The sequence below is a fragment of the Micromonospora rosaria genome, from assembly GCF_001567585.1.
Taxonomy (GTDB): domain Bacteria; phylum Actinomycetota; class Actinomycetes; order Mycobacteriales; family Micromonosporaceae; genus Micromonospora; species Micromonospora rosaria.
This window is the reverse complement of record NZ_LRQV01000005.1, coordinates 33,175-52,220: the sequence shown is the minus strand read 5'-3', so window position 1 is coordinate 52,220 and position 19,046 is coordinate 33,175. Positions and strand designations below refer to the sequence as shown.

The window sequence follows — 19,046 nt, the reverse complement described above, 5'->3', positions numbered from 1 at the left end:
CGGATCTGTCGAGGGCGGCGAGCGGGCCGCGGCCGGGCACCCCGGTCGGCTGGCCGCGCCGGCCCCGCCACCGGGCGCTCCCGGCTCTCCGGCGGGTTCTCCTGACTCTCCACCGGGCGCGTCCGCCCCGCAGCCGGGCGCTTCCGACCCGTCGTCGCCGGGTGGGCCCACCGCGCCGCCGGCGGGCGGGCCGGTGGGGGGTGGGGGGCCGGGCGGGGGCCGCCGGCTGCGCGGCGAGCGGATCGGGTCGGTGGAGGTGCTCGCCGCCCTGCTGGTCCTGCTGGTGGTCTTCCGCGAGCCGGTGGCGGGGCTGCTCTCCACGCCTCGGTTGCAGACCTGGACCACCGTCTTCGTCTCGATCATGGTGCAGGCGGTGCCGTTCCTGGTCTTCGGGGTGCTGCTCTCGGCGGTGATCGCGGTCTACGTGCCCCGCTCGTTCTGGGCCCGGGCGCTGCCCCGGCGACCGGCGCTGGCCGTGCCGGTGGCCAGCGCGGCGGGGGTGGTGCTGCCCGGCTGCGAGTGCGGCGCGGTGCCGATCGCCGGGTCGCTGATGCGCCGGGGCGTCACCCCGGCCGCCGCGCTGGCCTTCCTGCTCGCCGCCCCGGCGATCAACCCGATCGTGCTGACCGCCACCGCGGTCGCCTTCCCCGGCAACCCGGAGATGGTCCTCGCCCGGGGCCTGGCCAGCCTGGTCGTCGCGATGATCATGGGATGGCTCTGGCTGCGGCTGGGCCGGACCGACTGGATCCGGCTCCCGCACCGCCCCGACCTGGACGGGCTCTCCCGGGGCGCGGCGTTCTGGTCGGCGGTCCGGCACGACGTGGTGCACGCCGGTGGCTTCCTGGTCCTCGGCGCGATGGCGGCGGCCAGCATCAACGTCCTGGTGCCGGAGCGTTGGTTGCAGACCCTCGCCGACAACCCGGTGCTCTCGGTGCTCGTCCTGGCCCTGCTCGCCGTGCTGCTCTCGCTCTGCTCCGAGGCGGACGCCTTCGTGGCGGCGTCGCTGTCCCAGTTCTCCCTCACGTCCCGGCTGGTCTTCCTGGTGGTGGGTCCGATGGTCGACCTCAAGCTCGTCGCGATGCAGTCCGGGGTCTTCGGCCGCCGGTTCGCGTACCGGTTCGCGCCGGCGACCTTCGTGGTCGCGGTGACGGTGGCGGTGGCCGTCGGGGCGGTGCTGCTGTGAACCGGCAGGCACAGGCGGTCGTCCTGCTCCTGCTCGGCGGGGCCGTGGTCCGGGCCAGCGTCACCGACCTCTACCTGCGGTACGTCAAGGAGGGGCTGCGCCCGTTCCTCGTCGCCGCCGGGGTCGCGCTGATCGCCGCCGCGGTGATGACCCTCTGGTACGAGGTGCGCCCGCTCCTGCCCGGCCGGGCCGGCACGCCGAGCGGCGAGGGCGACCACGCCGAGCCCGGCGACCACGCCGGAGACAGCGACCACGGCGGGCACGGCCACCACGAACCCCGGGTCGGGTGGCTGCTCCTGCTGCCGGTGCTCGGGCTGCTGCTGGTCGCCCCGCCCGCGCTCGGCTCGTACGCGGTCAGCCAGGCCGGCACCACGATCCCCGGTGACGGGCTGCCCGACTATCCCGCCCTGCCCGACGAGGATCCGGCGCGGATCACCGTGCTGGACTACGCCTCCCGGGCGCTGTTCGACGCGGGGGCGTCGCTCGGGGAACGCCGGGTCCAGCTCACCGGCTTCATCGCCAACGGCCCGGACGACCGGCCGATCCTGGCCCGGATGGTGCTCTCCTGCTGCGCCGCCGACGGGCGCCCGGTCAAGCTCGGCCTGACCGGTCAGGCGCCGGTCGGCCTGCCCGACGACACCTGGGTGGAGGTGGTCGGCCGCTACAGCGACCGGATCGGCCGTGACCCGGTCAACGACGCGGAGATCCCCTACCTGGACGTGGAGACCTGGCGGGAGGTGCCCACCCCGAAACGCCCGTACGAGTAGGACGCCCCGGACTGGGTAGGCTCCCGATCATGCGGATCGACGCGCGAGGGCTCACCTTCGAGGTACGTTCCGGCGGGCCGGCGGAGGATGAGCCGGCGGAGGGTGAGCCGGTGCTCCTGCTGCACGGCTTCCCTCAGCACGGCGGGGAGTTCGACGACGTGCTCCCGGCGCTGCACGCTGCGGGGCTGCGCACGTACGCGCCGGACCAGCGGGGCTACTCACCCGACGCCCGGCCACCCGAGGTCGCCGACTACCGGATCACCGAGTGCGTCGCCGACGCGCTCGCCCTGCTCGACGCCCTCGACGCGCCCCGGGTGCACCTGGTCGGGCACGACTGGGGCGCGCTGGTCGCCTGGCACCTGGCCGCCGGGCACGCCGACCGGGTCCGCACGCTCACCGCCGTCTCCGTCCCGCACCCGGCCGCGATGGCGTACGCCCTCGGCGTCGACCCGGAACAGCGGGACCGCTCGGCGTACATCGGGTTGTTCCGGCAGCCGGGGAAGGCGGAGGACGTCCTGCTCGCGGACGAGGCCTCGGCGCTGCGGGCGCTGCTCACCGGGGTCGGCGACGTCGACCGGGTGGACCGGTACGCCGCGCCGATGCGCGAGCCCGGGGCGCTCACCGCCGCGCTGAACTGGTACCGGGCGATGTCCCCGACCGACCTGGCCGAGGTCGCCCCGGCCCGGGTGCCGACCACGTTCGTCTGGAGCGACCAGGACCCGGCCGTCGGCCGGACCGCCGCCGAGGCGTGCGCCGCCCAGGTGACGGGGGAGTACCGCCTGGTCGAGCTGACCGGGGTGAGCCACTGGATTCCCGACGAGGCCCCGGCCGCGCTCGCCGAGGCGATCCTGACCCGGGTCGGTACGGCCCGGTGACCCCGACGGACGGAGGAAGCATGACGGTGAGCGCGGACGCGTACCTGGCGGCGGTGACCGAGGCGATCGGGCGGGTCTCCGCCGGCCAGCGGGAGGCGGTGACCCGCGCGGCGGACCTGATCGCCGACGCGGTCCGCGCCGACGGGGTGGTGCACGCCTTCGGCACCGGGCACTCCGAGGCCCTGGCCATGGAGATCGCCGGCCGGGCCGGGGGACTGGTGCCGACCAACCGGATCGCGCTGCGGGACGTGGTGCTGCGCGGCGGCGAGTCGCCGGACCTGCTCGGGCCGATGCTGGAACGCGACCCGGCGGTGGCGCACCGGCTGCTCGACCTCACCCCGGTCAGCCCGGCGGACGTCTTCGTGCTCGCCTCCAACTCCGGGGTCAACGGCGCGATGGTGGAGTTCGCCGCGCTGGTCAGGGAGCGCGGGCACGCCCTGGTCGTGATCACGTCCGCCGCGCACTCGGCGCGGATGACCTCCCGGCACCCGTCCGGGCGCAAGGTGGCCGACTTCGCCGACGTGGTGCTGGACAACGGCGCCCCGTACGGCGACGCGACCCTGCCGTTACCCGGCGGCGGTGCGGTGGGCGCGGTCTCCTCGATCACCGCCGCGTTGCTGGCGCAGCAGATCGTGGTCGAGGTGGTGGCCCGGCTGCTCGACGCCGGTGTGCCCGCGCCGGTGTACCTGTCGGCGAACATCCCCGACGGGGACGCGCACAACGCCGCCCTGGAGGCCCGGTACGCGGGGCGGATCCGCCGGGGGTCGTGACCCGCCGGGCGTACCGGCCGACCCCCGGTCGCAGCGACGAACATGAGTTGGTTTCGTGCTGCCCGATGCCGGGCACAGGCGTTGTCGCCGACCGGGGGTGGACCCCGTGGGCGGTACGTCTTCACGGAGGTAGCGCGTGTCGAAGGAAACCGAGAAGCAGCGCTGGCAGCGCAACTTCGCCGACCTGCTCCAGGAGTTGCGCGTCGCGCAGACCGGCGTGCAGATCCTCTTCGCCTTCCTGCTCACCCTGCCCTTCAGCGCCGGGTTCGACCGGACCACGGCCTTCCAGCGGGACGTCTACATCGTCGCGCTGCTGGCCGCTGCCGCCGCCACCGCGATGATCATCTCGCCGGTCGCCTTCCACCGGGCGTTGTTCCGGCAGGGTCGCAAGCCGGAACTGGTCCGCTTCGCCCACCGGATGGCCAGCGGTGGTCTCGCCTTCATGCTGGTCGCGATGGTCAGCGCGGTCCTGCTGGTCACCGACTTCGTGCTGCCGTTCTGGGTGGCGCTGCTGCTCACCGGGTGCACCGGGGTCTGGTTCCTGACCTTCTGGGCGGCGCTGCCGTTCAGCCGCCGCAACTGGGGCGATGACGACCTCGACGACGACGAGGACACTCCGGGCTGACCCCCGGATCACCGTCGAACCGCCCATCCGGCTCGGACTGTCCGCCCACCGGGGCACAACGGTGACAGGAGCGACGTCGGGGCCCAGCGAGGGTCGGGCCGGTCCGAACGGAGGCGTACCGAACGCTACTCCTGGGTAACTACCCGGGAGTAGTGCTCGTTCGGAGCCACCGACCGTGCAGCCGGACCCGAGGAGGCAGCCCGTGACCACCATGCGCAACGATCGAACCGGGGCCGGCGCGGACCCCGCGCCGGCCCCGGCCACCACGACCGAGCACCCCGCGCAGACGGCGGCTGAGCACCCGGCGTCGGCGGCGGCTGAGGACCCGGCGGCGACGGAGCGGCACGGCGCGCCGGCTCCGGCGGCTGGGCACGCCGCGTCGCCCGAGTCGGCCGGCCTCGGTGACGGGGCGGGGCCGCTGCCCGGCGAGGCGGGACAGGTCAGCGAGAAGGAGGCCCGGCAGGTCGCCGAGGCGGCCCGCGAGGCGGCCTGGGACCGGCCCAGCTTCGGCAAGGAACTCTTCCTCGGCCGGCTCCGCCTGGACCTGATCGACCCCTGGCCGCGCCCCGACCCGGCCGACAGCGCCCGCGCCGAGGAGTTCCTCGGGCGGCTGCGCGCGTACGTGACCAGCGAGGTGGACGGCGCGGCGATCGAACGGGACGCCCGCATCCCCGACGAGGTGTTCCACGGCCTGGCCGACCTCGGCGCGTTCGGCATGAAGATCGACCGCAAGTACGGTGGCCTCGGCCTGACCAACCTGCACTACTGCCGGGCGCTGATGCTGGCCGGGTCGGTCAGCCCGGCGATCGGCGCACTGCTCTCGGCGCACCAGTCGATCGGGGTGCCGCAGCCGCTGAAGATGTTCGGCAGCGCCGAGCAGAAGCAGCGCTTCCTGCCCCGGCTCGCCGCCGGTGAGGTCTCCGCGTTCCTGCTCACCGAGCCGGACGTCGGCTCCGACCCGGCCCGGCTCGGCACCACCGCCGAGCCCACCGCCGACGGGACCGGGTACCGGCTCAACGGGGTGAAGCTCTGGGCCACCAACGGTACCGTCGCGACCCTGCTGGTGGTGATGGCCCGGGTGCCGGCCACCGAGGGGCGGCGCGGCGGGATCACCGCCTTCGTCGTCGAGGGGGACGCCGAGGGCATCACCGTCGAGCGACGCAACTCCTTCGTCGGCCTGCGCGGCCTGGAGAACAGCCTCACCCGGTTCCACGACGTCTTCGTCCCCAAGGAGAACGTCATCGGCGGCGAGGGCAAGGGGCTGAAGATCGCCCTGACCACGCTGAACACCGGCCGGCTGTCGCTGCCGGCGATGTGCGTCGGAGCCGGCAAGTGGTCGCTGAACGTGGCCCGGGAGTGGGCCGCCGACCGGGTCCAGTGGGGCCGGCCGGTCGGCGAGCACGAGGCGGTCGCCCAGAAGCTGGCCTTCATCGCGGCCACCACGTACGGCATGGAGACCATGCTCGACCTGTGCTGCCTGCTCGCCGACGACGACCGCAACGACATCCGGATCGAGGCGGCGCTGGTCAAGCTCTACGCCAGCGAGATGGCCTGGACGATCGCCGACGAGCTGGTCCAGATCCGGGGCGGTCGCGGGTACGAGACCGCCGACTCGCTCGCCGCCCGGGGCGAACGGCCGGCCGCCGTCGAGCAGATCCTGCGGGACCTGCGGATCAACCGGATCTTCGAGGGCTCCACCGAGATCATGCACCTGCTCATCGCCCGGGAGGCGGTCGACGCCCACCTCTCCGTGGCCGGCGACATCATCGACCCGGACGCCGGTCTCGGCCGCAAGGCGAAGGCCGGGGCGCGGGCCGGGGCGTTCTACGCGAAGTGGCTGCCCACCCTGGCCGTCGGCCGGGGCCAGTCGCCGACCGCGTACGCCGAGTTCGGTCCGCTCGCCGGGCACCTGCGCCAGGTCGAGCGGTACAGCCGCAAGCTGGCCCGGTCGACGTTCTACGCGATGTCCCGCTGGCAGGGGAAGATGGAGCGCAAGCAGGCGTTCCTCGGCCGGGTGGTGGACATCGGCGCGGAGCTGTTCGCGATGAGCGCGGTCTGCGTGCGGGCGCACGCCGAGCGGGACGCCCACCCGGAGAACCTGGAACTGGCCGACCTGTTCTGCCGGCAGGCCCAGCTCCGTATCGACCGGCTCTTCACCGCGCTCTGGTCGAACACCGACCGGGTCGACGTGGCGGCGGCGAAGCGGATCCTCGCCGGCCGGTACGCGGCGCTGGAGGACGGGGTGGTGACCCCGCCCGCCGACCAGCCGTGGGTGGCCCCCTGGACGCCCGGCCCCAGCACCACCGAGGACGTCCGCCGCCGCCTCCACTGAGGTGTAAGGAAGGGCCCCCTGTTAACGCATACGGTAGAGAAGGGAACCCCTCTCACCCGCCACGTGTTAATAGGGGGCCCCTCCTTACCCCCGGGCGGCAGGGGGCAGGGGGTGGGGTGGGCTAGCGGCGGCGGACGCCGAGGCGGCGGAGTTCCAGCTCGGCCAGGGCGTCCACGGTGGCGTCGTCGCCGCGCCGCCACGCCTCGGCGACGTCGGGGGTGATCCGGGTCAGCCGCCGTACCGGCTGGTTGGCCAGGGCGCGCAGGGCCAGCAGGTCCCGGCCGGCGGGGGCGCCGGCCAGCGCCGCCGCCGCGCCGGCCCGGCGCATCCAGCGCACCCGCAGCGGCAGCCAGCCGACCAGCACCAGCCCGATCGGGAAGATCAGGACGGCCACCGCGAGGGCCAGGGCGAGCTGGTCGATCAGCTCCTGCTGGTCGCGGCCGGCCTCGGCCAGCGCCCGCGCGGCCCCGGCGGCCCGCTCGAAGGGCGCGGTCAGCTCGTCGCCGACCAGCGGTACCCGGCCGACCTTCCCGCCCGCGTCGGCCAGGTTGTCGGCCAGGCCACCGCCGGCCCCCTCCAGCTTCTGCCCGGGTACGGCGAGCTTCTGCACCAGGTCGTGCAGCCACAGCGCGCCCCGGATCGAGGCGTACACCCAGGCGACGACGAGCAGGTCGGTGAGGAGCTGACGGAGGGCGACGGGGGAGCGGTCAGCGTAGATTTTCACGCCGGACAGCGTGTCACGCCCCCGCCCACCCGTCGATGCCCCGAGCGCCGGCCGAGGGGACGCCGCGCGGGGGCGCGGTCAGCGGGCGGGGTCAGGGCGCGCAGGCCGGGCAGGTGCCGAAGATCTCCAGCGTGTGGCTGACGTCGGAGTACCCGTGCTGCGCGGCGACCCGGTCGGCCCAGGACTCCACGGCCGGGCCGGCCACCTCGACGGTCCGCCCGCAGGAACGGCAGACCAGGTGGTGGTGGTGCCCCTCGCTGCACCGGCGGTAGAGGTGCTCGCCGCCCGGCGGGCGCATGACGTCGATCTCGCCCGCGTCGGCGAGCCCCTGCAACGTCCGGTAGACCGTGGTCAGGCCGACCCGTTCGCCCCGATCCCGCAGCATCGCGTGCAGGTCCTGGGCGCTGTGGAAGCCCTCGACCTCGCCGAGCAGGGCGCTGACCGCGCTGCGCTGGCGGGTGTTGCGGACGGTGGTGCCGCTCTCCTCGGTCACGATCCCTCCCCGGCGTGATCGACCGCGTCGGCCACGATGTGCGCGACGTGCTCGTCGACCAGGGCGTAGGCGATCTCCCGGCCGCGCCGCGAGCCGCGTACCACCCCGGCACCGCGCAGCACCCGCAGGTGCTGGGAGACCAGCGGCTGGGTCGCGCCGAGCTTCTCCACCAGCTCGTGCACGCAGCGTTCGCCCTCGGCCAGTTCGCTGACGATGGCCAGCCGGATCGGTGCCGAGAGCGCCCGCAGCAACTCGCTCGCACCCTCGTACGAGTCGTAGCCGTTCGCGCTGGTCACTCTGCAACGGTAACCGTTACCAGCGGGCGGTCGGCAACCAGGATCAGCCCAGCACCACCTCGTGCGGCTCGGGGGAGGGTGCGGCGACCGGGGCCCGGCGGCGGCGCAGCACCCGCCAGGCCGCCCCGGCGACCGCCACGACCAGGAACGACGCGATCGCCAACAGCACCACCGAGGCCCCCGGCGCGGTGTCGGCGTTGGCGGCGACGAAGATCCCGCCCCCGGCGGCGAAGAGCCCGAGCGCCATCGCCGCCGTCATGGTGCTGCGGAACCCCCGGGTGACCTGCTGCGCGGTGGCCACCGGCACCACCATCAACGCGCTGATCAGCAGCACCCCGACGGCCCGCATGGCGATCGTGACGGTCACCGCCGTGGTGACCGCGAGCAGCAGGTTGAGGGTACGCACCGGCAGGCCGGAGACCCGGGCGTACTCCTCGTCGTGGCAGACCGCGAAGAGCGCCGGGCGCAGCGCCAGCATGATCACCGTGATCGCCGCGCCGAGCACCGCGATGGTGGTCAGGTCGGTCGACGAGATGGTGGTCAGCGAGCCGAACAGGTACGCGTTGAGGTTGGCGTTGGTGCTGTCGGAGAGCCCGACCAGCATCACGCCGCCGGCTATGCCGCCGTAGAAGAGCAGCGCCAGGGCGAGGTCGCCGCTGGTCCGCCCCCGGGCCCGGACCAGTTCGATGGTGACCGCCCCGATGATCGCCGCGACCACCGCCACCAGCACCGGGGACCGGTTGAGCAGCAGCCCGGCGCCGACCCCGGTCAGCGCCACGTGCCCCACCCCGTCGCCGATCAGCGCCAGCCGGCGCTGCACCAGGTAGATGCCGAGCGCCGGGGCGGCCAGGCCGATCACCAGGGCGCCGATCAGGGCCCGCTGCATGTACGGGTACTGGAAGAGTTCGATGCTCATCTGCTCCACAGCCCCACGGGCTCGTCGGGACCGTGCGGGTGCACGTGGTCGTGGTCGGGCTCGGCGTGGTGCCCGGCCGGCTCCGGCACCGCGCCGTCGTGGGCGATGCCGCCCTGGTGCACCACCAGCGCCCGGTTGATCACCGGGCGCAGCGGGCCCAGCTCGTGGGCGACCAGGAGCACGGTCCCGCCGCCGGCGACGAAGCCGCGCAGCGCCGTGGCGAAGGCCTCCTGGCTGGCCGCGTCGACCCCGGCGGTGGGCTCGTCGAGGACCAGCAGGTCCGGCTGCCCGGCCAGGGCGCGGGCGATCAGGGTGCGTTGCTGCTGGCCGCCGGAGAGGGTGGCGACCGGGTCGCGGGCCCGGTCGGCGAGGCCGACGGCGTCCAGCGCGGCGGCCACGGCGGCCCGGTCGGCGGCGCCGGGGGGCCGCAGCACCCCCCGGCGGGCCAGCCGGCCGGAGGCGACGACCTCCCGGACGGTGGCCGGTACGCCGCTGCCGGCGCCGAGGCGCTGCGGGACGTACCCGATCCGGTGCCACCGGCGGAACCGGCGCTGCGGGGTGCCGAACAGCTCGACGGAGCCGGCGGTGAGCGGGACCAGCCCGAGTACCGCGCGGATCAGGGTCGACTTGCCGGAGCCGTTGGCCCCGAGCACGGCGACCACGTCACCGGCGGTGACGGTGAACGAGACGTCCCGCAGCACGGGGCGGCCGTCGTAACCGACCGCCCCGTGTGTGACGGAGATGACAGGTGTGCTCACGAGCAGCTCAGAGCCGTTCGGAGAGCCTGGAGGTTGGCGCGCATCACCGAAAAATAGTCGCCGTCGCCCGTCGCGGACAGTCCCTCCAGCGGATCCAGGACGGCGGTCTTCGCGCCGACCTCGGCGGCGATGGTCTCGGCGACCTTCGGGCTGACCAGCGTCTCGAAGAAGATCGTGGTGGCCTTGTGCGTCCGGGCCTCCTCGGCGACCGCGGCGAGACGCTGGGGGGAGGGCTCGTTCTCCGGGGTCAGCCCGGTGATGCCGATCTGCTCCAGCTCGTACCGCTGGGTCAGGTAGCCGAAGGCGGTGTGGCTGACCACGATCTCCCGGCGCTGGCAGGTCTCCAGCCCCGCGGTGAACTCGCCGTCGAGCTGCTCCAGCTCGGTACGGAGCTGCTGGGCGCGGGTGGTGAAGTCGGCGGCCCGCTCCGGGGCGAGCTGCCCGAGCCGCTCGGCGAGCTTGTCGCCGATGGTCGCCAGTCGGGTCGGGTCGAGCCAGACGTGCGGGTCCTTGGCCCCGTCGCCGTCCGTGTGCTGCTCCTCGGCCGGCTGCGTCGGGCCCGCCGGCTTCTCCTCGTGGTCGTGGTCGTGCCCGTCCTCGCCCCCGTGGTCGTCCCCGTCACCGTGGTCGTGGCTGTGCCCGCCGGCGGCGGCGTCCAGCAACGGCTGCACGGTGGCCACGTCGAAGGCCCGGTCCTCGGCGTTCTGCTCGACGGCGGTGTCCACCGCGGGCTGGAAGCCGTCCAGGAAGACCACCAGCTCGGCCTGGCTGATCTGGCCGACCTGGCTCGGGCTCAGCTCCATGTCGTGCGGATGGGCTCCCGGCTTGGCCAGGTTGGTGACGGTCACCGCGTCCCCACCGACCCGCTCGGTGACGAACTGCAACGGGTAGAAGCCGGCGACCACGTCGATGCGGTCCGGGTCGCTGCCGGCGGTCTCGTCGGTGCCGCACGCCACCGCGCCGCCCAGGGCGATCAGGGCGGTGGTGACGGCGGCCAGGGTACGGGGAGTGGAGCGGCTGTTCATGGCCCCACTCTCCGCCCTAACGAAATTGATTGTCAAAGCCGCATGATTGCATGAGCCCTGCTCGGGACCGGTGCGGAGTGCCGGCGTGCCGAGCCGACCCGGCGGGTCGCCGGGATCGTCGGCGGGCTCAGAGGATCCTGGCCAGGGCCAGCGCGACCAGCGCCGTGATCACGATCAGCCGGATCGCCCGGTTCGCCGGGGTCTGCACCGGCCAGGTGGTCACCGACAGGGCGACCAGACCCCCCGCGAGCAGCAGCAACAACAGTCCGCCCAGCGGGCCCGGCGCGAAGAGCGCCACCAGGACCAGCGCCAGGGTGGCCAGGAACACCGCCGTCGGATTCAGCCCGGCCAGTCGGGCCGGCAGGGACCGCTGCGTACGCTGCATGCCACAGACTCTACGAGGAGGACCCGGGTGCTGGTCACCAACCGGTTCGTGGTGGAACCCGACGCCGCCGACACCTTCACCGAGCGGGCGCACGCCGCCCTCACCGCGCTCGCCGCCCGCCCCGGCTACCTGCGCGGGCAGCTGCTGCGGGCGCTGGACGACCCGCGCCACTGGAGCCTGCTCACCGAGTGGGAGTCGGTCGGCACGTACCGGCGGGCGCTCGGCGACTTCGACGTCAAGATCCACGCCACGCCGCTGCTCGCCGAGTCGATCGACGAGCCCTCCGCGTACGAGGCGCTGGCCAGCGCCGCGGCCGGGGGCGCGGTGGTGGTGGCCGCCAGTGATCGGGCGGCTGAACCGTACCGCTGAACTCCGGGCACTACCCTGCACGTATGACCGATCCCGGACCGGCCACCCCGCAGCCGTACCCGGTGCCGCCCGGACCGGCGACGGACGGGCCCGGCGCGGCGGCGCACCCGGCCGCGCCCGCCCTGCCGCCCGACGGCCCGGCGCACCCGGGGTCACCCCCACCACCGGGGCAGTCCGGGCCGCCGCCGGGGTCGCCCGCGCCGACGCTGGGGCAGTCCGCCCCGCCACCGGGGTCGCTCCCGCCCCCGCCGCCGGGGCCGGGGGTGGCCCCGCCCTTCGCCGCGCCCCCGACCGAGGGCGGGCAGAAACGGCTCTGGCTCGGGCTCGGCGTCGGGGCGCTGGCGGTGCTGCTCTGCTGCGGTGGCGGCGGCGCGGCGATGGTCGGGCTGGCGGTGACCAACGTGCGCGCCCTCGACGAGCAGGGGCGGGCGGTCACCGACGACTACTACCGGGCGCTGGTGGAGAAGAAGTACGGCGAGGCGTACGACATGCTCTGCCCCGCCGAGCGGCGCCGCGAGACGAAGCCGGACTTCGAGCGGCGGACCGCCGCCGAGCCGGAGATCTCCTCGTTCCGGGTGCAGAACGTCGACGAGGTCAACCTCACCGTGACCGTGGACGTCAGCTACGCCGACGGGGACCGGGGCACCCAGCGGGTCACCCTGGCACCGGACACCCAGAGCGGCGGCCTGGAGGTCTGCGGGGTCGACTGACCGTCACCGGTAATGTGCGGGGGTCGGGACCCCGGTGGTCGTACCGTTGTCCCGACCGTACGTACCGTCCACCTCACGTCCCCGCCGACCGCCAGTCGGCGTAGGAGGAAACATGCCAGCCGACCGTATCGACGCCGTCGTCAGCCTCGCCAAGCGCCGGGGTTTCGTCTTCCCCTCCAGTGAGATCTACGGAGGCACCCGGTCGGCGTGGGACTACGGTCCGCTCGGCGTGGAGCTGAAGGAGAACGTCCGCCGGCAGTGGTGGCGGACCATGGTCCAGCAGCGCGACGACGTCGTCGGCCTGGACTCGGCGGTCATCCTGGCCCGCAAGGTCTGGGAGGCCAGCGGCCACATCGCCGAGTTCGTCGACCCGCTCACCGAGTGTCAGTCCTGCCACAAGCGGTTCCGCGCCGACCACCTCGAAGAGGCGTACGAGGCCAAGCACGGCAAGCCGCTGACCTCGCTGACCGAGCTGAACTGCCCCAACTGCGGCAACAAGGGCACCTTCACCGAGCCGAAGATGTTCAACGGCCTGATGAAGACCTACCTCGGCCCGGTGGAGAGCGACGAGGGGCTGCACTACCTGCGGCCGGAGACCGCCCAGGGCATCTTCGTCAACTACCGCAACGTCGAGACGGTCGCCCGCAAGAAGCCGCCGTTCGGTATCGCGCAGACCGGCAAGTCGTTCCGCAACGAGATCACCCCCGGCAACTTCATCTTCCGGACCCGCGAGTTCGAGCAGATGGAGATGGAGTTCTTCGTCGAGCCGGGCACCGACGAGACCTGGCACGAGTACTGGTTGCAGGAGCGCTGGAACTGGTACGTCGACCTGGGGCTGACCGAGGGGAACCTGCGCTTCTACGAGCACCCCAAGGAGAAGCTCTCCCACTACTCGAAGCGCACCGTCGACATCGAGTACAAGTTCCAGTTCGGCGGCACCGAGTTCGCCGAGCTGGAGGGGATCGCCAACCGGACCGACTTCGACCTCGCCACGCACAGCAAGCACTCCGGCGTCGACCTGTCGTACTTCGACCAGACCAAGGGCGAGCGCTGGATCCCGTACGTGATCGAGCCGGCCGCCGGCCTGACCCGTGCGGTGCTGGCCTTCCTGCTGGAGGCGTACGACGAGGACGAGGCCCCGAACACCAAGGGCGGCGTGGACAAGCGCACCGTCATGCGGTTCGACCCCCGGCTCGCCCCGGTCAAGGTGGCCGTGCTGCCGCTGTCGCGCAACGAGGCGCTCTCCCCGAAGGCCAAGGGGCTCGCCGCCGACCTGCGCAAGCGCTGGGTGGTCGAGTTCGACGACTCGCAGGCCATCGGCCGCCGGTACCGCCGCCAGGACGAGATCGGCACCCCGTTCTGCGTCACCGTCGACTTCGACACCCTGGACGACAACGCGGTGACCGTTCGCAACCGGGACACCATGACCCAGGAGCGGATCTCCCTCGACCAGGTCGAGCGGTACCTGATCGAGCGCCTCCCCGGCTGCTGAGGTTGTAAGGAAGGGCCCCTTCTTAACCTCTACGGTCGAGAAGGGGCCCCTTCTCACACCCCCTCCCGAGGGGGCATCGCCCCGGGCGGCGCATCGCGCGGTGGTGTGCCGGGCGACGGCGCGTCGAGGGGTGGTGCGCCGGGGAGAGGGTCGGCGTGGACTCCGGTGGTGGCGCCGAGCCCGCGCCGGGACTCGTACGCCTCCTCGACGGTGCGGCGTACCCGGGCCGGCTCCCGCCGGACCTGCGCCGGGGTGAAGTGCAGGATCAGCACGCCGTACCGGCTCAGCTCGTTGTGCCGGTCGAGGGTGCGGGCCCAGTCGCCGGGGCTGAAGTGGAACTCCTGCGAGTCCACCTCCACCGCCACCGCCGCGTCGGCAAGGTACCCGTCCGGGGTGGGCAACGGCGTCCCGGTCGCGCTCGACAGGCGCGGGTTCCACAGGACCTCCGGCAGCACCCGGCTGCCGGCCAGGCACTCCCGCAGCTCCGCCTCCGGCGCGGACCGGGTTCCGGCCAGGACCTCGGCGAACGCTCTGCGCACCAGCGCCGTGCGGCTGCGCCGGGCCCGGCGAATCTCCGCGTCCAGCGCGCCCAGGTCGGCGTACCCCCGTTGCACGGCCTCCGCGACGACGGCCCGGACCGGCCGGAGTTGGCGCAGGTCGCGGGCCGCGTCGACCACCGCACGGGCCGGCGAACAGACCGGGTAGAGCGCCGTGCGCCGGGCCCGGCCGTCGAGCGCGAGCGCCCGGGAGATTGTCGCGTACCCCGACGACCGGCGCCGGGCGTGGTGCGGCACGACGAACTGGACGGCGTCGCTGCGCGGGCTGTACCGGAAGCCGTACCAGCCCAGCGCGGCCAGCCCGGTGAGCTGCGCGTCCGGGCCGGCGTAGAGGGCGGCCGAGATGCGTCGCTGCTCGTCGGTGAGGGCCCCGGTGAACAGGGCGTACGTCGCCGGGAGGACCCGCTGCCACCGGCCGCGTCGGGTCTGCCGGTACAGGTGCATGTCGTCGAGGCCGGCGGACAGGAGTTGGGCCCGGGTGACGATCTGCTGCTGGCGCTCCGCCGTGCGCTCCAGCTCGGGTGGGTGCTCGACCATGCTCCGCAGCCTGCCGGGCCGCCCCGGTCGCCGTCCGCCCCGCCGGCTCCGCCTGTGGACGACGGCCCGCCCTGTGGACGACGCCCCGGCGACCGGCCCACTGTGCTATGCGCCGGCCGCCCGCAGGCCGGCCCGCCTGCGGTGTGCCGGTGTTAACAGGGGGCCCCTGCTATGCAGAAAGCGTTAGGAGGGGGCCCTTCCTTACACTGGGTGGGTGAGTGAGCGTGGGCTGGTCCTGGGGCGGCACGAGGTGTGGCCGCCGGTGGTGCTCGCCCCGATGGCCGGGATCACCAATGTCGGGTTCCGGCAGCTCTGCCGGGAGCAGGGCGGCGGGATCTACGTCTGCGAGATGATCACGACGGTCGCGCTGGTCGAGCGGAACCCGAAGACGCTGCGCATGATCGCCTTCGGGGACGCCGAGCGCCCGCGCAGCCTCCAGCTCTACGGGACCGACCCGGAGACCACCGCGCAGGCGGTCCGGATCGTGGTGGAGAAGGACCTCGCCGACCACATCGACCTCAACTTCGGCTGCCCGGTGCCGAAGGTCACCCGGCGCGGCGGCGGGGCGGCCCTGCCGTGGCGCCGCCGGCTCTTCGCCCGGCTGGTCACGGCCGCGGTGGACGCCGCCGCACCCGCCGGGGTGCCGGTCACGGTGAAGATGCGCAAGGGCATCGACGACGACCACCTGACGTACGTCGAGGCGGGGCTGGCCGCCCAGGAGGCCGGGGTCGCCTGGGTCGCCCTGCACGGGCGGACCGCCGCCCAGCGGTACTCGGGCACCGCCGACTGGGACGCCATCGCCACCCTGAAGCAGGCGCTGGACGTGCCGGTGCTCGGCAACGGCGACATCTGGGAGGCCGACGACGCGCTGCGGATGGTGGCGCACACCGGCGTGGACGGGGTGGTGGTCGGCCGGGGCTGCCTGGGCCGGCCGTGGCTCTTCGCCGACCTGGAAGCGGCCTTCGAGGGCCGCCCCGAGCGGCGGCTGCCCACTCTGGGCGAGGTGACCCGGACCATGCGCCGGCACGCCGAGCTGCTGGTCGACCAGTTCACCGCCGGGGCCCGCAACCCGGCCCGGGGCGAGCGGGACGGCTGCACCGACTTCCGTAAGCACGTCGCCTGGTACCTCAAGGGCTTTCCGATCGGCAGCGAGCTGCGCCGGGCCCTCGCCATGATCGACAGCCTGGCCGAGCTGGACGACCTGCTCGGCAAGCTCGACCCGGACGCGCCGTTCCCGGTGGAGACGCTGGGCCAGCCGCGTGGCCGGACCAACTCGCCCGGCAAGGTCTTCCTGCCCGACGGCTGGTTGGCCAGCCGGGACGACGACACCGCCCCGGAGGGCGCCGAGCTGGCCGACTCCGGCGGCTGATCCACCCCCGGCGTGGGTCGCCGTGCGCGCCAGCCGACCGGGTCCGGCCCGGCCGCACGGGTGCCGGGCGTGGGAGGATCCCAGGGCGACCGACGCGCCGGACGGGGAGGCTGATCATGTTCGCGGTGCCACTGGGCGACGACGCCGAGCTGCGCCCGCTGGAGCCGTGGCGGGCCGGGGAGTTCCTGGCCCACCTGGACCGGGGACGCGAGTACATCGGCCGGTACGTGGGGCTCACCGACGTGGTCACCGACCTGGCGTCGAGCCGGGCGTTCCTGCGGTCGTACGCGGAGAAGGCCGCCGCCGACACCGGCCGGATCTACGGCATCTGGCTCGGGGGTCACCTGGTCGGTGGGGTGCTCTTCCGGACGATGGACCTGGTCAACGGCACCGCCGAGGCGGGCTGCTGGCTGGAGCCGGCGGCGGTGGGACGGGGCCTGGTCACCCGGGCCTGCCGCGTGATCATCGACTGGGCGGTCGAGGAGCGGAGCATCCACCGGATCGAGTGGCGCGTCTCGTCGACGAACGCGGCCAGCATCGCGGTCGCCCGGCGGCTCGGCATGAGCCGCGACGGGGTGCTGCGGGAAAGCTACCTGTACCGGGGCCAGCGGCAGGACATCGAGGTCTGGTCGGTGCTGGCCCCGCAGTGGCGGGCCGCCCGCCCGGCACCGAACCTCTGAGGCGACGACCCTACGGCCGCGCAGCTACGGCAACGGCTCCGCTGGCTGGCCAACACCACCAAACCGCACGACCCCGGCACCCCGGCGACGGCCGCGCAGCGGCGGCAGCGACCCCGCCGGCTGGGCGCAGCCGCGGCGTGCCTGCGGCTGCGCCCCGGCCGGCGGGTCAGTCGGGTACGGGGTGGGTCGGGTCGGCGGCCGGCTCCCGGGGCGTGGGCAGGGTCGGCGCGGTTGGCCAGGGCACCTCGGGGGCGCGGTGGTAGGTGATCCCGGCGGCCGTCCAGCGGGGGCCGTGCCCGGCCAGCCGGTCCCGGAAGCCGGCCCAGTCGTGGGTCGACCGGGGTGACCAGCCCAGTTCGGCGATCGCGGGCAGCCGGGGGAGGAGCATGAACTCGATCTCGGTCAGCGAGGTCACCGACTCCGTCCACAGGGGTGCCTCGACGCCGAGCACCGCCGCCGCCGGCACCCCGGCCAGGTGCGTGCCCGGGTCCCAGGCGTACGCCCGGCGCACGTCGAGCAGGCCGGCCCAGTCGTGCCCGATCGGGGTCTCCGGGGCGTACTTCATGTCCAGGTAGGCGTGGTTGGCGGGGGAGAGGATCAGGCGCGCGCCCCGGCGGACCGCCTCGGCGGTGCCCGGATCGTCGCCGTCGGTGCCCCACCACTGGACGATCCGCCCGTCGACGTGCGCGGCCGGGGCGATCTGGTGCCAGCCGACCACCGTCCGGCCCAGGTCGGCGACGATCCGCTGCACCCGCTCGACGAACCCGGCGTACGCGGCGGCCGGCACCTTGAACGCCTCGTCCCCGCCGACGTGCAGGTACGGCCCCGGGGTGTCGGCGGCCAGTTCGGCGAGCACGTCGGCGACGAAGGCGTACGTCCGCTCGCTGGCCGGGTCGACGTAGCTGAACCCGACCTCGGTGCCGGTGTACGGCGGCGGCGCGACCCGGTCCGGGGCCAGCTCCGGGTACGCGGTCAGCGCCGCGTTGGTGTGGCCGGGCAGGTCGATCTCGGGGACCACGGTGACGTGCCGCCGGGCCGCGTACGCGACGATCCGCCGGTAGTCGTCGCGGGTGTAGTGGCCGCCGGGGCCGCCCCCGACCTCGGACGCCCCGCCGACCGTGGCCAGCCGGGGCCACGAGTCGACCGCGAGCCGCCAACCCTGGTCGTCGGTGAGGTGCAGGTGCAGGTGGTTGAGCTTGTACCGGGCCAGGTGGTCGACCACCCGGAGCACGTCGGGCACGCCGAAGAAGTGCCGGGCCACGTCGAGCATCGCGCCCCGGTAGCCGAACCGGGGGCGGTCGACGATCGTCCCGCCGGGCAGCACCCAGGGGCCGGCGACCGGCGTGCTGCTCTCGATCGTGGCCGGGAGGAGTTGGCGCAGGGTCTGCACGCCGTGGAACAGTCCGGCCGCGCTACCGGCGCTGATCCGGACCCCGTCGGCGGTGACGTCGAGCCGGTACCCCTCCGGGCCGAGCCCCGGGCCGGCACTGCCGCCGCCGTCACCGCCGTCACCGTCACCGCTGCCACCGCTGCCGCCGCCAGCACCGCCGTCACCGCCGCTGCCACCGCCGTGGCCGGCTCGGGGAGCGGGGACCCGGCCGGCGGGCCGGGGGGAGGGGGTGGACGCCGGGTCGAGCAGCAGCGGGTCGAGCACCAGCGCGATGCCGCCGCGCGGCTGCGGGTCGGTCGCGTCGGCCACCGGCAGCGGGTACCCGGTCGCCGGGCGGAGCAGGTCGGCGAGCTGCTCGGCGACGTCCCGGGCGGCCGGGTCGGCGGTGACCCGGATGGCGGCCGTCTCCGGCAGCAGGAAGTCGGCGTCCGGGTCCGGCTGCACCCGCTCCGGCGCCGGTACCACGTCGGCGAGCCGGACGGCGGGCGCGGTGAGCCGGGCCTCGGCGACCCGCGCGGCGGCCCGGGCCAGCTCACCGACGCCCGGCTGGCCGGTGGGCAACGCGGCCGGGTCGGGGACCTGCCCGAGGGCCGGCTCGCCACCGGACGGGTCGGGGGTGGCGGGGGGCGGCGGGGTGGGGGCGGACGACACGGGACACCTCCGGCGGGGTGTATTCGCGGCGAATATGGCAAACACGAATTTTGACGTTGGGTGCTGCCAAGGATACGAGGAGCCGTGGCATTGCGTATTCGTGCGCGTGGGACCGTTCCCAGATACCCGTACGAACGCGGAT

20 protein-coding genes are annotated in these 19,046 nt (G+C 74.2%); 11 read left to right on the top strand and 9 right to left on the bottom strand.

Annotated features, from left to right (window positions below):
• Positions 1-193: 193 nt before the first annotated feature.
• The 6 genes from AWW66_RS02775 to AWW66_RS02750 all read left to right on the top strand — a co-directional run bounded on the left by AWW66_RS02775 (position 194) and on the right by AWW66_RS02750 (position 6,552).
• Positions 194-1,183 (top strand): permease, encoded by a 990-nt coding sequence (locus AWW66_RS02775; RefSeq protein WP_067359703.1) that lies wholly within the window; start codon positions 194-196, stop codon positions 1,181-1,183.
• Positions 1,180-1,950 (top strand): TIGR03943 family putative permease subunit, encoded by a 771-nt coding sequence (locus AWW66_RS02770; RefSeq protein ID WP_067359702.1) that lies wholly within the window; start codon positions 1,180-1,182, stop codon positions 1,948-1,950. The genes AWW66_RS02775 and AWW66_RS02770 overlap by 4 nt, the downstream gene beginning before the upstream one ends.
• Before the next feature lie 29 nt (positions 1,951-1,979).
• On the top strand, positions 1,980-2,825 hold the full coding sequence (locus AWW66_RS02765; RefSeq protein WP_067359701.1) for an alpha/beta fold hydrolase: 846 nt from the start codon (positions 1,980-1,982) through the stop codon (positions 2,823-2,825).
• 20 nt (positions 2,826-2,845) lie between these two features.
• Positions 2,846-3,595, top strand: a complete 750-nt coding sequence (locus AWW66_RS02760; RefSeq protein WP_067359700.1) for a sugar isomerase domain-containing protein — start codon at positions 2,846-2,848, stop codon at positions 3,593-3,595.
• Positions 3,596-3,731: 136 nt separating this feature from the next.
• Positions 3,732-4,220 (top strand): DUF6328 family protein, encoded by a 489-nt coding sequence (locus AWW66_RS02755; protein WP_067359699.1) that lies wholly within the window; start codon positions 3,732-3,734, stop codon positions 4,218-4,220.
• Between the two features lie 211 nt (positions 4,221-4,431).
• On the top strand, positions 4,432-6,552 hold the full coding sequence (locus AWW66_RS02750) for an acyl-CoA dehydrogenase family protein (protein ID WP_245647866.1): 2,121 nt from the start codon (positions 4,432-4,434) through the stop codon (positions 6,550-6,552).
• A 121-nt stretch (positions 6,553-6,673) separates the two neighbouring features.
• Here AWW66_RS02750 and AWW66_RS02745 read toward each other — a convergent pair whose 3' ends face one another.
• The 7 genes from AWW66_RS02745 to AWW66_RS02715 form a co-directional block, all read right to left on the bottom strand.
• On the bottom strand, positions 6,674-7,276 hold the full coding sequence (locus tag AWW66_RS02745) for a hypothetical protein (RefSeq protein WP_067359698.1): 603 nt from the start codon (positions 7,274-7,276) through the stop codon (positions 6,674-6,676).
• A gap of 91 nt (positions 7,277-7,367) precedes the next feature.
• On the bottom strand, positions 7,368-7,769 hold the full coding sequence (locus AWW66_RS02740) for a Fur family transcriptional regulator (protein WP_083978167.1): 402 nt from the start codon (positions 7,767-7,769) through the stop codon (positions 7,368-7,370).
• On the bottom strand, positions 7,766-8,065 hold the full coding sequence (locus AWW66_RS02735) for an ArsR/SmtB family transcription factor (RefSeq protein ID WP_067359697.1): 300 nt from the start codon (positions 8,063-8,065) through the stop codon (positions 7,766-7,768). Before AWW66_RS02735 ends, AWW66_RS02740 begins: the two co-directional genes overlap by 4 nt.
• Before the next feature lie 43 nt (positions 8,066-8,108).
• Positions 8,109-8,975 (bottom strand): metal ABC transporter permease, encoded by an 867-nt coding sequence (locus AWW66_RS02730; protein ID WP_067359761.1) that lies wholly within the window; start codon positions 8,973-8,975, stop codon positions 8,109-8,111.
• Positions 8,976-8,977: 2 nt separating this feature from the next.
• Positions 8,978-9,739 carry a metal ABC transporter ATP-binding protein gene (locus tag AWW66_RS02725; RefSeq protein WP_067359696.1) on the bottom strand — a complete coding sequence of 254 codons (762 nt, stop codon included), beginning with the start codon at positions 9,737-9,739 and terminating at the stop codon, positions 8,978-8,980.
• Positions 9,736-10,764, bottom strand: coding sequence for a metal ABC transporter substrate-binding protein (locus tag AWW66_RS02720; protein WP_067359695.1), 1,029 nt, complete (start codon positions 10,762-10,764; stop codon positions 9,736-9,738). The genes AWW66_RS02725 and AWW66_RS02720 overlap by 4 nt, the downstream gene beginning before the upstream one ends.
• A 127-nt stretch (positions 10,765-10,891) precedes the next feature.
• Positions 10,892-11,149 (bottom strand): DUF6703 family protein, encoded by a 258-nt coding sequence (locus AWW66_RS02715; RefSeq protein ID WP_067359694.1) that lies wholly within the window; start codon positions 11,147-11,149, stop codon positions 10,892-10,894.
• A gap of 27 nt (positions 11,150-11,176) precedes the next feature.
• Here AWW66_RS02715 and AWW66_RS02710 point away from each other — a divergent pair, with 27 nt between their 5' ends.
• From AWW66_RS02710 to AWW66_RS02700, 3 genes are all read left to right on the top strand, one after another.
• Positions 11,177-11,518: an antibiotic biosynthesis monooxygenase family protein gene (locus tag AWW66_RS02710; protein WP_067359693.1), complete on the top strand. Its 342-nt coding sequence runs from the start codon at positions 11,177-11,179 to the stop codon at positions 11,516-11,518.
• A 206-nt stretch (positions 11,519-11,724) separates the two neighbouring features.
• The gene (locus tag AWW66_RS02705; protein WP_067359760.1) at positions 11,725-12,228 is read left to right on the top strand and encodes an Rv0361 family membrane protein; all 504 of its coding nucleotides are present in this window, start codon (positions 11,725-11,727) and stop codon (positions 12,226-12,228) included.
• 112 nt (positions 12,229-12,340) lie between these two features.
• A complete protein-coding gene (locus AWW66_RS02700) occupies positions 12,341-13,720 on the top strand; it encodes a glycine--tRNA ligase (RefSeq protein WP_067359692.1) in 1,380 nt (459 codons plus the stop codon).
• 53 nt (positions 13,721-13,773) lie between these two features.
• On the opposite strand, the gene AWW66_RS02695 is transcribed toward AWW66_RS02700, so the two are convergent.
• On the bottom strand, positions 13,774-14,814 hold the full coding sequence (locus AWW66_RS02695; RefSeq protein ID WP_245647849.1) for a type IV toxin-antitoxin system AbiEi family antitoxin domain-containing protein: 1,041 nt from the start codon (positions 14,812-14,814) through the stop codon (positions 13,774-13,776).
• Positions 14,815-15,028: 214 nt separating this feature from the next.
• On the opposite strand from AWW66_RS02695, the gene dusB reads away from it, so the two are divergent.
• Both dusB and AWW66_RS02685 read left to right on the top strand, forming a co-directional pair.
• The gene (gene dusB, locus AWW66_RS02690) at positions 15,029-16,183 is read left to right on the top strand and encodes a tRNA dihydrouridine synthase DusB (RefSeq protein ID WP_067359691.1); all 1,155 of its coding nucleotides are present in this window, start codon (positions 15,029-15,031) and stop codon (positions 16,181-16,183) included.
• Between the two features lie 116 nt (positions 16,184-16,299).
• On the top strand, positions 16,300-16,863 hold the full coding sequence (locus AWW66_RS02685) for a GNAT family N-acetyltransferase (RefSeq protein WP_067359690.1): 564 nt from the start codon (positions 16,300-16,302) through the stop codon (positions 16,861-16,863).
• Positions 16,864-17,029: 166 nt separating this feature from the next.
• Here AWW66_RS02685 and AWW66_RS02680 read toward each other — a convergent pair whose 3' ends face one another.
• Positions 17,030-18,814 carry a family 20 glycosylhydrolase gene (locus AWW66_RS02680; RefSeq protein WP_083978172.1) on the bottom strand — a complete coding sequence of 595 codons (1,785 nt, stop codon included), beginning with the start codon at positions 18,812-18,814 and terminating at the stop codon, positions 17,030-17,032.
• Positions 18,815-19,046: the final 232 nt, after the last annotated feature.